The 13,951-nt window shown below is 65.3% G+C and carries 11 protein-coding genes and 1 pseudogene; 3 read left to right on the forward strand and 9 right to left on the reverse strand.

Going from position 1 to position 13,951, the window contains the following annotated elements:
* Window positions 1-51: 51 nt before the first annotated feature.
* Together AACG97_RS23280 and AACG97_RS23285 are read left to right on the forward strand one after the other, a co-directional pair.
* Complete coding sequence (locus AACG97_RS23280) at window positions 52-516, forward strand: hypothetical protein (RefSeq protein WP_009685806.1); 465 nt, start codon at window positions 52-54, stop codon at window positions 514-516.
* Between the two features lie 152 nt (window positions 517-668).
* Window positions 669-1,481: an SDR family oxidoreductase gene (locus AACG97_RS23285; protein ID WP_009685807.1), complete on the forward strand. Its 813-nt coding sequence runs from the start codon at window positions 669-671 to the stop codon at window positions 1,479-1,481.
* A gap of 130 nt (window positions 1,482-1,611) precedes the next feature.
* On the opposite strand, the gene AACG97_RS23290 is transcribed toward AACG97_RS23285, so the two are convergent.
* From AACG97_RS23290 to AACG97_RS23310, 5 genes and pseudogenes are all read right to left on the reverse strand, one after another.
* Entirely contained in the window at window positions 1,612-2,406 is a 795-nt protein-coding gene (locus AACG97_RS23290; RefSeq protein ID WP_009685808.1) for an SDR family NAD(P)-dependent oxidoreductase, read from the reverse strand.
* 152 nt (window positions 2,407-2,558) lie between these two features.
* Window positions 2,559-3,995, reverse strand: a pseudogene (locus AACG97_RS23295) (efflux transporter outer membrane subunit); the annotation flags it as partial.
* Window positions 3,992-5,053 carry an HlyD family secretion protein gene (locus tag AACG97_RS23300; protein WP_009685812.1) on the reverse strand — a complete coding sequence of 354 codons (1,062 nt, stop codon included), beginning with the start codon at window positions 5,051-5,053 and terminating at the stop codon, window positions 3,992-3,994. The gene AACG97_RS23300 and the pseudogene AACG97_RS23295, both read right to left, overlap by 4 nt.
* Window positions 5,054-5,081: 28 nt before the next feature.
* Entirely contained in the window at window positions 5,082-6,623 is a 1,542-nt protein-coding gene (locus AACG97_RS23305; RefSeq protein WP_225785926.1) for an MFS transporter, read from the reverse strand.
* A gap of 710 nt (window positions 6,624-7,333) precedes the next feature.
* Window positions 7,334-8,242 carry a LysR family transcriptional regulator gene (locus tag AACG97_RS23310; protein WP_009685043.1) on the reverse strand — a complete coding sequence of 303 codons (909 nt, stop codon included), beginning with the start codon at window positions 8,240-8,242 and terminating at the stop codon, window positions 7,334-7,336.
* Window positions 8,243-8,430: 188 nt separating this feature from the next.
* Between AACG97_RS23310 and AACG97_RS23315 the strand changes: the two genes are divergently transcribed.
* Window positions 8,431-8,877: a universal stress protein gene (locus tag AACG97_RS23315; RefSeq protein WP_009685042.1), complete on the forward strand. Its 447-nt coding sequence runs from the start codon at window positions 8,431-8,433 to the stop codon at window positions 8,875-8,877.
* Window positions 8,878-9,059: 182 nt separating this feature from the next.
* On the opposite strand, the gene AACG97_RS23320 is transcribed toward AACG97_RS23315, so the two are convergent.
* From AACG97_RS23320 to AACG97_RS23335, 4 genes are read right to left on the reverse strand one after another with little or no spacing between them, the layout of a single operon-like run.
* Window positions 9,060-9,920: an efflux RND transporter periplasmic adaptor subunit gene (locus tag AACG97_RS23320; RefSeq protein WP_009685041.1), complete on the reverse strand. Its 861-nt coding sequence runs from the start codon at window positions 9,918-9,920 to the stop codon at window positions 9,060-9,062.
* 10 nt (window positions 9,921-9,930) lie between these two features.
* Window positions 9,931-10,131 (reverse strand): DUF1656 domain-containing protein, encoded by a 201-nt coding sequence (locus tag AACG97_RS23325; protein WP_009685040.1) that lies wholly within the window; start codon window positions 10,129-10,131, stop codon window positions 9,931-9,933.
* A 4-nt stretch (window positions 10,132-10,135) separates the two neighbouring features.
* A complete protein-coding gene (locus tag AACG97_RS23330; protein WP_009685039.1) occupies window positions 10,136-12,313 on the reverse strand; it encodes an FUSC family protein in 2,178 nt (725 codons plus the stop codon).
* Window positions 12,310-13,839 (reverse strand): efflux transporter outer membrane subunit, encoded by a 1,530-nt coding sequence (locus AACG97_RS23335; RefSeq protein WP_009685038.1) that lies wholly within the window; start codon window positions 13,837-13,839, stop codon window positions 12,310-12,312. Before AACG97_RS23335 ends, AACG97_RS23330 begins: the two co-directional genes overlap by 4 nt.
* Between the last annotated feature and the right edge of the window lie 112 nt (window positions 13,840-13,951).

The following is a 13,951-nucleotide window of genomic DNA, read 5'->3' on the forward strand; positions in this document are numbered from 1 at the left end:
TCATTTAAGGCTACGATGGTCAGACCCGCACAACCAAGGTCTGCAAGGCTCATGATCATCGGTGCCGTCCTTATCCTCACCTGGCTGGTGCTGCTGTTGCGCTACCCGGCCAAGGCCCTGCCCATTTCCCTGGCCGCCGTGTGCGGCCTGGGCCTGGTGGCCCTGTTCGTTGCCTGGCAGGACACCCGCGAAGCCTCGCAACTGGCCCGCCTGGACCTGCGCCTGCGCTACGCCCCAGACCAGTGCCCCGCCGACCGAACCCTGCAGGTGCACATGAAGAACGGCAACCCGGTACCGCTCACCGAACTGCGTTGGCGCGTAGCCGCCTATGCACCGGGCGATACCGTGAACCTCGCCGAAAATACCTACAACGCGCCGCGCTACCGTGGCCCTGGCGAACTGCAGCCGGGGGCCGAGTGGGAAGACTGCCTGCCCTTGCCGCCCCTGCGTTCCGGTTACCGACCACAAACCCTGGAGTTTCGGGCTGAGCACCTGCAAGGTACATTTGCCAATTGATTCATTGCCAGTACTGGCCCTATCGCCGGCAAGCCAGCGCCCACAGGTACCCCACCCCTTTCAAGGACTGCGGAGTACTTGTGGGAGCTGGCTTGCCGGCGATAGGGCCAGCACCGGCGACACACCTCTCACCTTGATCAAAGGCCCCCACCATGCCCACCGTCCTGATCACCGGTTGTTCCAGCGGCATCGGCCGCGCCCTGGCCGACGCCTTCCGCGATGCTGGCCACCACGTCTGGGCCACCGCCCGCAAGCCTGAGGATGTCGAGCAACTGAGTGCCGCCGGCTACACCGCCCGGCAACTGGACGTGAACGACAGCGAGGCCCTTACCCGCTTGGCCGAGGAACTGGACAGCCTCGATATCCTGATCAACAACGCCGGCTACGGCGCCATGGGCCCATTGCTCGATGGCGGTGTGGACGCACTGCGCCAGCAATTCGAGACCAACGTCTTCGCGGTGATCGGCGTGACCCGCGCACTGTTCCCTCTGCTGCGCCGCTCCCGGGGCCTGGTGGTCAATATCGGCAGTGTTTCCGGCGTGCTGGTTACCCCATTCGCTGGCGCTTACTGCGCGTCGAAAGCGGCCGTGCATGCCCTGAGCGACGCCCTGCGCCTGGAGCTGGCCCCGTTCGGCGTGCGCGTGCTGGAAGTGCAGCCGGGGGCGATTGCCTCGCAGTTCGCCAGCAACGCCCAGCGCCAGGCCGAGCAGGTACTGGCGTCGGATTCGGCGTGGTGGCCGTTGCGTGAACAGGTGCAGGCGCGGGCGCGGGCTTCGCAGGACAAGCCGACTTCGGCGGCGGTGTTTGCCAAGGGCGTGCTGGCGGCAGTGAGCAGGTCACCGGTACCGGCTGTGGTGCGCTTGGGCAATGGCAGTACGGCGTTGCCGTTGATGGCTCGGTTGCTGCCGCGGCGTTTGCTGGATTGGGCGTTGCGCAAGCGCTTTGGCCTGCTGCGACCGCTTTGATTCTTTGCTTGCCTGTGCTGGCCTCTTCGCGGGCTTGCCCGCTCCCACAGGTATGGCACCCGCTTCGGAATCACACTACTCCTGTGGGAGCGGGCAAGCCCGCGAAGAGGCCGGTACAGGCAGTAGACAATCAGGCAATGGACCGCAGCACCCCGCCGTCCACCCGCAACGCCGCCCCGGTGGTAGCACTGGCCTGCAGCGATGCCAGGTACACCACCATGTTGGCCACCTCTTCCACTGTCGCCAGCCGCTTGATCAACGAACTGGGCCGGTGCTCGACCAGGAAGCTGGTTTCCAGCTCAGCAGTCGTGACCCCCTGCTCCTCGGCCAGCTTGGCGAAGAAGTCACCCACGCCTTCAGAGCGCGTCGGCCCAGGCAGCACGGCATTCACCGTTACCCCGGTGCCCGCCAGGGTCTCGGCCAGCCCTCGTGACACCGCCAACAGCGCGGTCTTGGTCATGCCGTAGTGAACCATCTCGGTCGGGATCTGCAGCGCCGACTCACTGGACAGGAACACCACCCGCCCCCATTTGCGCTCGGCCATGCCTCGGGCATAGTGGCGCGACAGGCGCACCGCGCTAAGCACGTTGACGTCGAAGAAGCGCTGCCAGTCTTCGTCTTCGATCTCGAAGAACGGCTTGGGCTCGAAGATGCCCAGGTTGTTGACCAGGATGTCGGTATGCGGCACCTGGTCGAACAGCTTTTGCGCACCTTCCTGGGTGCCGAGGTCGGCAGCGATGCCGATGATGCGCGCTTGTGGCAAGCGTTCGCGCACGGCGTTAAGCGCTTCGTCGACGCGGGATTGGGTGCGGCCGTTGAGGACCACTTCGGCGCCGGCTTCGGCCAGACCTATGGCGATGGCCAGGCCAATGCCGGCGGTGGAACCGCTGACGATCGCGCGTTTGCCGTTCAGGGAAATGTGCATCTTTGCCTCCTCATCTGTCTGGGAAATCGCCGGGGCTGCTTTGCAGCCCTTCGCGGGCAAGCCCGCTCCTACAGGTATTGCGCTGTACCTGAGACCTGCGCTGTACTTGTGGGAGTTGGCTTGCCGGCGATGGGCTGCAAAGCTTTCTTCACCGGTTGCTGATCAAACGCCTGCCAGCCACCCCCCAAGGCCTTGTACAGCGCCACCAGCGCCTGCGACACCGCCGCCGAGCTGTCGATCCACTGTTCCTCGCTGGCCAGCAAGGCACTCTGCACCGTCAGCACGTTGAGAAAATCCACCGCCCCTTCCACGTACTGGCGCTGGGCGGTTTCCAAGGCGATGCGGTTCTGCCGCACGGCCTCGGCCAGGTGATCACGGCGCAACTGACTGGCGTTGTACAGGCGTAGCACATCGTCAATCTCATGCCAGGCCCCCAGCACCACCTTGCGATAATTAATCGCCGCTTCCTGCTGCTGCGCCTCGCGCAACTCCAGGGTGCCCTTGAGTCGGCCGCCCTCGAAGATCGGCAATGAAAGCTGTGGCCCAAAGGCAAACCGGCGCGCGTCCCAGGCACCAAAATCGGACAACTGCATGGCCTGGAAGCCGACACTGCCAGACAGCCGGATGCTCGGGTAGAAGTCGGCCTTGGCCACGCCGATGCTGGCGGTGGCAGCGTGCAGGCGAGCCTCGGCCTGGCGGATGTCCGGCCGGCGCTCGGCCAGCTCGGACGGCAAGCCGATGGCGAACTTCTGCCGCGGCGCAGGCAGTTCGCCGCCCTGTAGCAACTGGGCCTGCAGGCTGCGCGGGGGGTCGGCGGCGAGCAGGCTGAGGGCGTTGATCAGGTCATCGCGCCGGGCTTCGAGGCTGGGCAGACGCGACTCGATGGACGCCACCTGGGCACTGGCCTGGGCTACGTCGAGGCGGGTAGCGACGCCTTCGGCCTGGCGGCTTTCCGAAAGCTTCAGGCTGTGCTGGGCGACCTTGAGGTTGTCGCGAGTGACATCGATGGTGTGCTGCACCGCACGCAACTGGATGTAGTTGCCGGCAGTTTCCGACAGTAATGCCAACAGCACACCGCGGCGGTCGTTCTCCGCCACTTCGACCGTGGCATCGGCCGCCTCGACCTGGCGCCGCACGCGGCCCCACAGGTCCAGTTCCCAACCCGCTACCAAGTCGCCCTGCCAGAGGTTGAAGGCTTGCTTGCCCGCCTTGCCAGACGGGTCGCTCAGGCCTTCGGCGCTGTTGCGGGCACGGCTGTAGCCGGCAGCAACATCCACCGCCGGCATTTCATCGGCGGCCACGGTGCTGCGCAAGGCCCGGCTTTGTACCAGCCGGGCACTGGCCATCTGCAAGTCGAGGTTGCGCTCGGCAACGCGCTGGATCAATGCGCTGAGCTGGGCATCGTGGAAACTTTCCCACCAGCGCAGCTCCAGCGGTTCGGCCTGCGGCTGGCTGGCCGCCGCCTCACCTTGCAGCGGCGCCCATTGTTGCGGTGCCTGGCTGTCGGGGCGCAGGAAGTCCGGGCCCATTGTGCAGCCAGCCATCAGTGCGGCCAACAGCAATGGGCTCACGCGTAATGCCGCTTTCATCGTGCGCTGACCTCTTTGCCGTTCAGCTTGTCGCCACGGGTATCGATGGTCGCTTCCACCGACATGCCCACGCGCAAGCGGGCCAGCAGCGGCTGGCCATCATCGAAAACGATCTTCACCGGAATGCGCTGCACTACCTTGGTGAAGTTGCCGGTGGCGTTGTCCGGCTTCACGGCGGCGAAGGTCACGCCGGTGGCCGGGGCGATACTTTCCACATGGCCTTGCAGCTTCTCGCCGGAGAAGGTGTCGACGCTGATGCTCACCGGCTGGCCCGGCTGCACGTGGGTCAGCTGGGTCTCCTGGAAGTTGCCGACCACATAGGCCTGTTGCAACGGCACCACCGACAGCAGGCGAGCGCCCGGGTTGACGTAGGCGCCGACCCGCAGCGCGCGCTCGCCGACCATGCCGTCCACCGGCGCGGTGATGCGTGTGTAGGACAGGTCAAGCTGGGCTTTTTCCAGGCCCGCTTCGGCGCGTTTGAGCTGGCCATCGGCACTGGCTACCTGGGCGGTAAGGATGTCCACTTGCTTGCGCGCCGCCACCAGCGCTGCTTGGGAATTGGCCAGCCGCGCGCGGGCCTGGTCGACCCTGCTGCGTGCCTGCTGGGCATTCTGCACGGTACCGGCGCCCTGCTCGGCCAGGCGGCTGTAGCGGTTGACCTCATGGTCGGCGAACGCCGCTTCGGCCTGGGCCGCTTTCACCGCAGCTTCGGCCTGGGCAATCAGCGCGGCCTGGCGTTCGAGGGTGGCACGGGCATCGGCACTTTGCGCCTTGGCCACCAGCAATTGCGCCTGCGCCGCATCCAGCGCGGCCTGGTAGTCACGGGCATCGATGGTCGCCAATAGCTGGCCAGCCGTGACCTGCTGGTTGTCCTCTACCAGCACCTCTTTGATAAAGCCGGCTACCTTGGGCGCGACCACCGTGTAGTCGGCGATCACATAGGCGTCATTGGTGCTCTGGCGGTGGTCGCTGCCGAACAGCCAGGGGCCGACGATGCCAGCCAGGACAGCCACGGCGAGCACCGAGCCGATAAACAGGGTTTTGCGGTTGTTGGTCATATCAGCGGTTCTCGAATTCATCCAGGGTTCAGGCCACCGCGCGCGGCGGGTAGACCCGAGTGGGCACGAAAGGAATCAGGCAGATCAGGGCCACGGCGATGCAGGCCATAACCAGGTAAAGGTCGGCCGAGGTCAGCACCAGCGCCTGATCGTGGATGCGCCTGGCCAGGCCAGCGGCGTTATCGTCGACCAGCGGAGCGTTGCCCAGGCTGTCCACCAGGTGGTTGGAATGGAAGTGCCACCGCAGGGTGCCAAGCGCATCCAGCAGGCCACCGGCGATCACCGCGGCCAGGCCCTTGACGGTGTTGAACCAGCTGGAGGCGAACGGGCCTTCCTGCGGAGTCATGCCGTTGGTGGACAGCATCAGCAACGGCAGCACCGCCATCGGCTGGCCGAACACCTGCAGCAGGTAGAACGGGTAGAAGTCGCCACGGATCCATTCGCTGGTCAGCAGGCTGCTGCCAACACAGGACACCGCCAGCATCGCCAGGCCGATGCCCAGCACCCAGCGGCAGTCCACCGCGCGGATGTTGCACAGCGCTGCGGTCAATGGCAGGGCGATCAACTGCAGCATCGCCACCAGCATCATCAGCGGGCTGGTCTGCGCCGGCCGGTAGCCCTGGATCTGCGCCAGGTAGGCCGACGGAATGCTGCCGACACCCGACAGCACGACCAGCACGCCGGCCAAGGTCACCAAGGCGAAACTCAGGTTGCGCCGCGACAGCATGCGCAACTGGAAGAACGGCAGCGGCTCGGACCATTCGTTGAACATGAACAGCACCAGCAACAGCAGCCCACCCCCGAGCAGCCAGCAGATCAGCGGCGAGTCGAACCAGCCCCAGCGGTCCCCCAGCGACAAGCCCAGGACGATACTGCTGATGGCCGGCAGGCCAAGCACCACGCCACGCCAGTCGAACTGCCTGAAACGCTCCAGGCGCAGCGGGTCCTGCGGCAGGCCCCAGCCCACACAACACATGGCCAGTGCCGACGGCAGAATGATCTGCCAGAACGCCCATTGCCAGCCCACGTATTCAGTCCACAACCCGGCCAGCGGGGTGCCGAGGTTGGGGCCGAACGTGGCGGTCAGGGCGTAACAGGCCAGGCCGTATACTTTGATGCCCGGCGGTAGGAAACGCAGGGCCACGCTCATCAGCATCGGTGGCAAGGCGCCGGCGGCAAAGCCCTGCAGCACGCGCAGCAGCATCAGGCTGTGCAGGTTGGGGGCGAACGGCTGCAGCAAGCCGAGCACGGCGAACAGGCCAATGGCGCTCAGGGTGAAGCGCCGCAGCGAGAAGGTGGTGGCCAGCCACGGCGCAAAGGCCATGGCCGAGACCGAAGCGGCGCTGTACACCGCCAGCAGCCAGGCACCTTCGTCGGCCCCGATGCCCATGGCGCCGCGGATATCGGCCAGGGAAATCTTGGTCACCGACTCGTTGAGGCCCGCACACAACACGGCCAGCAATACACCGAACAGCCCGACCACCACCTGCAGGCCGAACGCCGTCTGCGCAGGCGCAGCCGGCGCGGGGGCGCCGACGATGGCAGCAGACGGGGCGGACAGGGAACTCATGCAACGACATCTCCAGCAACAAATTTGCGACTGGAGCAAGTCTAAGAAGGTCGAATGCTGACGAAAACTGACTTCTCGGTAGGTTTATGTTGCGTCAGGCGCAATCCACTTTTTTGCAGATCTGGCCCTATCGCCGGCAAGCCAGCTCCCACAGGGATCGCCTTAGGGCTGACAGGTGTTTGCCACAAGGTATGGCAGCGCCTGTGAGATCGAGCGCCGCCCGCGCGGCGCAATCGCGAGCTGCGCTCGCTCCTACGTTTGTTTCGGGCCAATTATTCCTGTGGGATTCGCGCGCGAACGCCTTGGTGCATGCCTCAATATCGCGCCGTACAAACAAGGCGGCCGCGCGCGCCTGTCACAGGCGTTACTGGCCCGAAACAAACGTAGGAGCGAGCGCAGCTCGCGATTGCGCCGCGCGGGCGGCGCTCGATCTACGTTTGTTTCGGGCCAATTATTCCTGTGGGATTCGCGCGCGAACGCCTTGGTGCATGCCTCAATATCGCGCCGTACAAACAAGGCGGCCGCGCGCGCCTGTCACAGGCGTTACTGGCCCGAAACAAACGTAGGAGCGAGCGCAGCTCGCGATTGCGCCGCGCGGGCGGCGCTCGATCTCACAGGCGCTGAAGATGCTCCGGCTAGCCTTGCCAGAAACCATAGAATCTCCCACAGAGTGGAAGCTGGCTTGCCAGCGATGAGGCCCTTACAGGCAATCACGGATCAACACTGCAGCAAGCCTTCAAGGTCTGCCGCAACCACCGATGTGCCGGGTCGTTGTGAAACCGCGGGTGCCAGGCTTGCAGCACCGTCACCCGCTCCAGCGGTACCGGGATCTCGAACGATCGCAGTGGCAACCCGAGCTTGTGCACGCTGTTGAGGATATTCGCCGGCATCGGCAGGATCAGGTCCGAATCCGGTAGCGAGAACAGCGCCGAGTGAAAACTCGGGGTAATCAATGCCACCCGCCGTTGCACCTTGAAGTTGGCCAGCTCGACATCAATCGGCCCGTTGGCCCGGCCACGGCGGGATACGCTGATCTGTGGGTAACTGGCAAAGCTGGTCGGCGTGATCGGCTGCTCGAAGATCGGGTGGTCGCGCCGGGCCAAGCCTACATAGTAGGTCTGGAACAGGCTCTGCACCTTGATCTCCGGTCCCAGATCAACGGTCGAGCTGATGATCAGGTCGGTGCGCCCGTCGCGCAGCACGCTGTCGTCGTCGCCGCCGGGGCTTTCCGGCACGAAGCGCAGCACCGTACGCGGTGCCTGCTCGTGCATGCGGCGCAGCAGCTGGGCACCATACAGGGCGATGAACAGGTCATTGGTGCGAATGTTGAAGGCACGGTCGAGCTTGGGCAGGTCGACTTCATCGGCGCTGCGGAACACTTCGCCAGCCTGCTCCACCAGCGCCGCCACCTGCTCGCGCAAGGCCAGCGCCCGTGGCGTCGGCACCAGCCCACGGCCCGCGCGCACCAGGATCGGGTCGCCCAACGCATCGCGGATACGACTCAGGGTCCGGCTCATGGCCGCGGGGCTCAGGTTCATGCGCTGCGCCGCACCGACCACACTGCCTTCGTCGAGCAGGGCATCGAGGGCGACGAGCAGGTTCATGTCCGGGAGTTGCATGGCCGTGTTCCATTACAGCTGGGGAGTGGCGATGGTAGCAGGTTGGCGGATTGCACCAGACGCAATGCGCTCGTGCGTGGTGGGGCATTTATTCTGGACGGTGATTGGGTCATAACAGTTGCAGTGCCTGCACCGACCCTATCGCCGGTGCAGGCAAATGACTAGCCAGCCAGAAGCAAGGATCCTGCATGCCCAGCCCCGTTCTGATCGCCATCGACGCCTCCCCCGCCGCCACTGCCCTGCTCACCCTCGCCCGCAGTTACTGCCGCCCCGGCGAACACGAATTGCACGTGCTGCTGGCCATCGACTCTACCTTCGCCGTGCACGAGCAACCCGCGCCCTACACCACCGAAGAGCTGGAGCAATACCCCGCCGCCTGCAAGGAACAGCACCAGGCCGACGACGCGGTGGCCAAGGCGGTAGGCGAATTGCAACAGGCCGGCTTCGCCAGCCAGGGCTGCATGATCGCGGGGCAACCGGTCGAGGCGATCGTGGCCAAGGCGCAGGAACTGAACTGCGAACTGATCATCATGGGCCACCGCCACCTGTCACGGCTGGGGCGGTTGCTGGACCCATCGATCAGCGCGAAGGTGATCGACCGGGTGAAGGTGCCGGTATTGGTGGGGCCCGCCTGAACGCCAGGTTGTCGATGCTGGCAGGCGCACAGCGTAACCTGTGGGAGCGGGCGCGCCCGCGAACACCGGCGCAGCCGGTGCCAGCCACCGCGTTGGATTCTTGCCGGGCATGCCCGCCACCACAGGTCCAGCGCTGTATCTAAAGGCAGTGCAGTGACTGTGGGCCAGAATGGCGCCGCAGGTCACCCCTCGCTCGGCTTCACCACCACCGTACAAGTCGTCCCCGCCGCCAGCAAGAACCCTTCCGGCACTTCATCGATGTGAATGCGCACCGGCACCCGCTGCGCCAGGCGTACCCAGTTGAAAGTAGGGTTCACGTCGGCAATCAGCTCGCGGCTTTGCGGGTTGTCGCGGTCGTAGATACCGCGGGCGATGCTCTCCACATGGCCCTTGATGCGCTCGCCGCTCATCATCTGCAGCTCGGCCTGGTCACCTACCTTCACATGCGGCAGCTTGGTCTCCTCGAAGAAGCCATACACCCAGAACGAGTTTTCATCGACCACTGCCATCACCGCTTCACCGGTACGCGCGTAATCGCCCCGGTGGATATTCAGGTTGGTCACGTAGCCGTCCACCGTGGCTACGATATGGGTGCGCTTGAGGTTCAACTCGGCTGCTGCCAGTTCAGCCTGGGCCTGCTGGTAGTCGGCCAGCGCCGAGTTGGCGATGTTACTGGCATCGTCACGGTTTTCCTTGGAGATCACCAGGTTGTCCATGTCGGCACGGCGCTTGGCGTTGACCTTGCGCATCTCCCAGGTGGCCTTGCGCGACGCGACCAGCGCCTTGGCCTGGTCGACAGCGAGTTGATAGTGCTCGGGGTCGATCTGGATCAACAGGTCGCCCTTCTTCACCCGCTGGTTGTCCTTGACCGGCACGTCCACCACATAGCCAGGCACGTCGGCGGCCACGTTGATGATATCGGCACGCACGCGGCCGTCACGGGTCCACGGCGTGGTCATGTAGTGCACCCACAACTGGCGACCGATGGCCACGGCAGCGACCAGCACCAGCAGGGTGGCGATCAGGCTGAAGAACTTTTTCATCGAAGGTTTCTCACCAGTAGACAGTAAGCGCCATGGCGCCGAACAGGCAGACGAACAGGCTCAGGCGCAGCAACGCCGGGTGCCAGAAGAAGCGGTAGCCATCATGGCTGGCGATGAACCGGTCCAGGCCCCAGGCCAGGCCCAGCGCAAACAGGAACATCAAGGTCATGGTGGGCATGTACACACCATGGAAGGCGATTTCGCGGGGCATGCTTTCACGCAGCATCTGGCAGTCCTTTCGCCGGCACCAGCGGCGACTGTGGGTCGAGCAGGGAAGAACGGATGAAGTGCAGGTAGCTTTGCGCACGGCGCAGCACCGAGGTATCGAAGTGCCGGGCGAATGGCTCGTCAGTGGCCTGCACCCGGGCAATGGCATGGTCCACTGCTACCAGCGCGCGTTCGTGGTTGCTGGCACTGGGCTGCAGAAACAGCCGTGCCAGGGCCCGGCCCATCACGCGGATGGCCTGGCGCCACGGTTGCGACTCGGCATACGCCGGGTGCACCGGGGCGCGGGCCTGCTCCTTGCGCAGCTCGATAACCGCGTGGCCGACCTCCAGCACGGTGAACATCCAGCCCATCAGCTCGCTCTGAACCTTCGGTTTGCCCGCCGCCAGGCCGTAAGCCTGGTGCAGCAGGTCGCGGGTGCGGCTTTCGAACGCCGTGCCGATGCCACGCAGGCGGCCGCTGATGGCAAACAACACCTGCTCGCGCAGCTCCTGCTCCAGGCGGCTCCACAACCAGCGGCTGTTGGGTGGCAGGATGATCGCCCCGGCGGCGGCACACACGCACATGCCCAGAATCATGCCGATGTAGTCATTGATGAAGCTGTAGGGGTCGTACACGGTCAGGTTGTTGGGTACCGAGCCGATGGCGAAAAACACCAGCAGGCCGATGCCGTAGCCCGCGTAGGCCGGCCGTGACGAGAGAAACGCGCCGAGCACGAACACAGGCGCCAGCACCATGCACAGCAATGGGAACCCATCGATCCAGGGGAACACGAAGAAGGTCTCGAAGAAGCCGACCAAGGCCCCCAGCGCAGTGCCGCAGGCCATCTGGAACGACATGCGCTTGGGGTTGGGCGAGGCCGCCGACAAGCCCACGGTCACCGTGGCGATCAGGGTCATCATGGCGCCACTGGGCCAGTCGCTGAGCAGCCAGTAGCTGCCCAGCAGCAACAGCACCGCCGAGGCGCGCACACCCGCTGCCAACGACACCAGCCAGCTGGTCTGCGCCACATAGGGCTCGTCCCATTGCTCGCGCTCGTGCTTGTGTGCGGCCAGCGAGGCGTGGGTTTCGGCGTAGCTGAACATTTCGTCGATGAAGCGGTACAACAGCTCGAACACCGTGTGGAAGTCGAGCTGGTCAGCCGCGCTCGGCCCGGTTGCCAGGTAGTCGGCCCGCAGGCTACGCACCTGGGTTTGCAGGCCTTCCTTGTAGGCGCCCAGCTCCAGGGTCAGGCGCAAGGCATCGGCGTCGGTCAGCGCCCGGCCCACGTAGGGTTGCAACAGCTCCACCAAGGTGTTCAGGCCCGGCTCGATGGCGGTGACGATCTGCCGCGGGCCACGTGCACGCAGTCGCTCCAGCAGGCGGTGCAGGGCGTTGAAGCGTGTGGTGATGGCCATGAACTCGCTGTTCATCCGCACCAGCCGGCCACTGCGCCGGCGCATGTGCGGGTCTTCGAAGGCGGTGACGTTACGCAGGCTTTCCAGGCCCACCGCCTCGGCCACGAAGCGCACGTTGCTGCTTTCGAAACGGTCACGCTGGCTGTCACCGCGCAAGGCCTCGACCACCACCCCGGCGAACACACCAAAGCGCTGGTACAGGGCGTTACGCATGGCGGCGCTGGCCGACTGCGGCAGGATCGCGGCACTGACGAAAGTCGACACCAGGATGCCCAGGGCAATTTCCAGCACCCGCCACACCGCCGCCATGAACGCCTGGTCGGGGTGCTGCAGCACCGGCAGGCCGATCATGGCCGCGGTGTAGCCGGCCAGCACGAAGCCATAGGCGCGGAAGGTGCGGTAGCGCATGGCACCGGCCGAGCACAGCCCAACCCACAGCGCCAGGCTGGGCAGGAACAGCTCGGTGTTCTGCGGAAAAATGGCAATCAACGCCACCATCATCGCCGAGCCGGCCAGGGTGCCGAGCACCCGGTAGAAGCTCTTGGCGAACACATGGCCGCTTTGCGGCTGCATGACGATGAACACGGTGATCATCGCCGTGCGCGGTTGGGGCAGCTCCAGGCGCATGGCCAGCCACAGGGTAATGAACGCGGCTGCCAGTACCTTGAAGATGTAGACCCAGGTCACGCCATCGGTACGCGCCCAGGCGAAGAAGCCGCGACGCCATTCCAGGCTTTGCAGCCAGCGCACAGGCAAACTGGAAGTGCTCATTCAGCGTTGTCCGGCCGGGTATCGAAAATGGCCAGGGTCGCCGGGGTGTTCGGCGCAGCCTGGCGTTCTTCCTGGGGTACGTCCTGGCCAGCCTGCAGGCCACCGCCCAGCGCGGTGACCAGCTCGGCATGGGCGATCAGGCGTGCCGCCTGCACCTGCTGCTGCACTTGCTGCTGGCGGAACAGCAAGGTCTGCGCATTGAGCACGTTGAGGTAATCGGTAAGGCCACGCTGGAAGGCGACCATGGCGATGTCGTAGGTTTTCTGCGCGGCGGCCACCGATTCGGCAGCGAAGTGCGACTGCTGCTGCATCGACTCGCGGCGGATCAACTGGTCGGAAATGTTCTTCAGCGCACCGACCACGGTCTGGTTGTAGCGCGCCACGGCCACGTCATAGCCAGCCGAGGCGACGCCCAGCTGCGAGCGCAGGCGCCCGCCGTCGAAGATCGGCAGGCTGATGGCCGGGCCAACGTTGTAGTTGAACTTGCGCCCGGTCAGGAATTCCAGCGGCCCGCCGCCCGTGGCCATGAAGCCCAGGCTGCCGACCAGGTCGACGTTGGGGAAGAAGCCGGCGTGCGCGACGTCGATGCCGCGTGCCTGCGCAGCCACCTGCCAGCGGCTGGCGACCACATCCGGGCGCTGGCCGACCAGTGCCGCAGGCAGGTTGGACGGCAGCTTCAGTGGTGCGGCCAGGGCCAGGGCCGGGCGCTGCAACTGCGCGCCCTCCCCCGGGCCTTTGCCGGCCAGGGCGGCCAGCTGGTTGCGGGCCAGGGCGATTTCTTCGTCGAGGCTATCGAGCTGGCGATGGGTTTCCGGCAGCGGCGCTTCGGCCTGGCTGACTTCGAAATGGGTGCCGATACCGGCCGCCAGGCGGCGCTTGGCCAAGGCCAGGATCTGTTCTTGCTGTGCCAGCTCGGCCTTGACGATATCGCGCTGGGCAAAGTGCAGGCTCAGCTGGATATAGGCACGCACCACGTTGTTCTGCAGCTCCAGCTGCGCCTGGCGCGCTTCAGCCACGCTCATGTGCGCCTGGTCCACGGCCTGTTCACTGGCGTTGCGTTCACGGCCCCACAAGTCCAGCGCGTAGCTCAAGCCAATGGCCGCGTTGTTGTCCCAGGTGTTGGCACCCGACAACGCGCCAGGCCCATAGAACTGGTCTTCAGGCCAGTTGTGGCGCTTGAGCGTGGCCTGGCCGTTGGCCTGGAGCTTTTCAGCCGACTCGACCACACCGGCCATGGCCTTGGCTTCACGCACCCGCGCGGCGGCCATGGCCAGGCTCGGGCTGCCGGCCACTGCCAGGGCAACCCAGCGGTCCAGTTGCGGGTCGCCATAGGCGTGCCACCACTGCTGGTCGGGCCAGTGAGCATCGCTTGCGGCTTCGCGAATGGCCGCGTCGGTGGTCAGGGTATTGGCTTGCAGCGTCTTGCTTTGCGGGGCGATGCCCCAGGTTCCGATACAGCCGCTCAAGGTGAGGGCAAGGGCACAGGCACTGAACGCACTGAGCGTTCTGATGATGCGACGCGGCACAGCTGCGATTTCCCGAGGAAGAGGTGGAGGGGCCGAGCAATTCTAGGGGGCGGCAGCACTGGCGATAAGCGTAGATTCCTGCGAATCTTTGTTACCAAAACGGCGATAATCC

Origin of the sequence: Pseudomonas sp. Nvir, assembly GCF_963778085.1 — a bacterium.
Classification (GTDB): Bacteria; Pseudomonadota; Gammaproteobacteria; order Pseudomonadales; family Pseudomonadaceae; genus Aquipseudomonas; species Aquipseudomonas juntendi.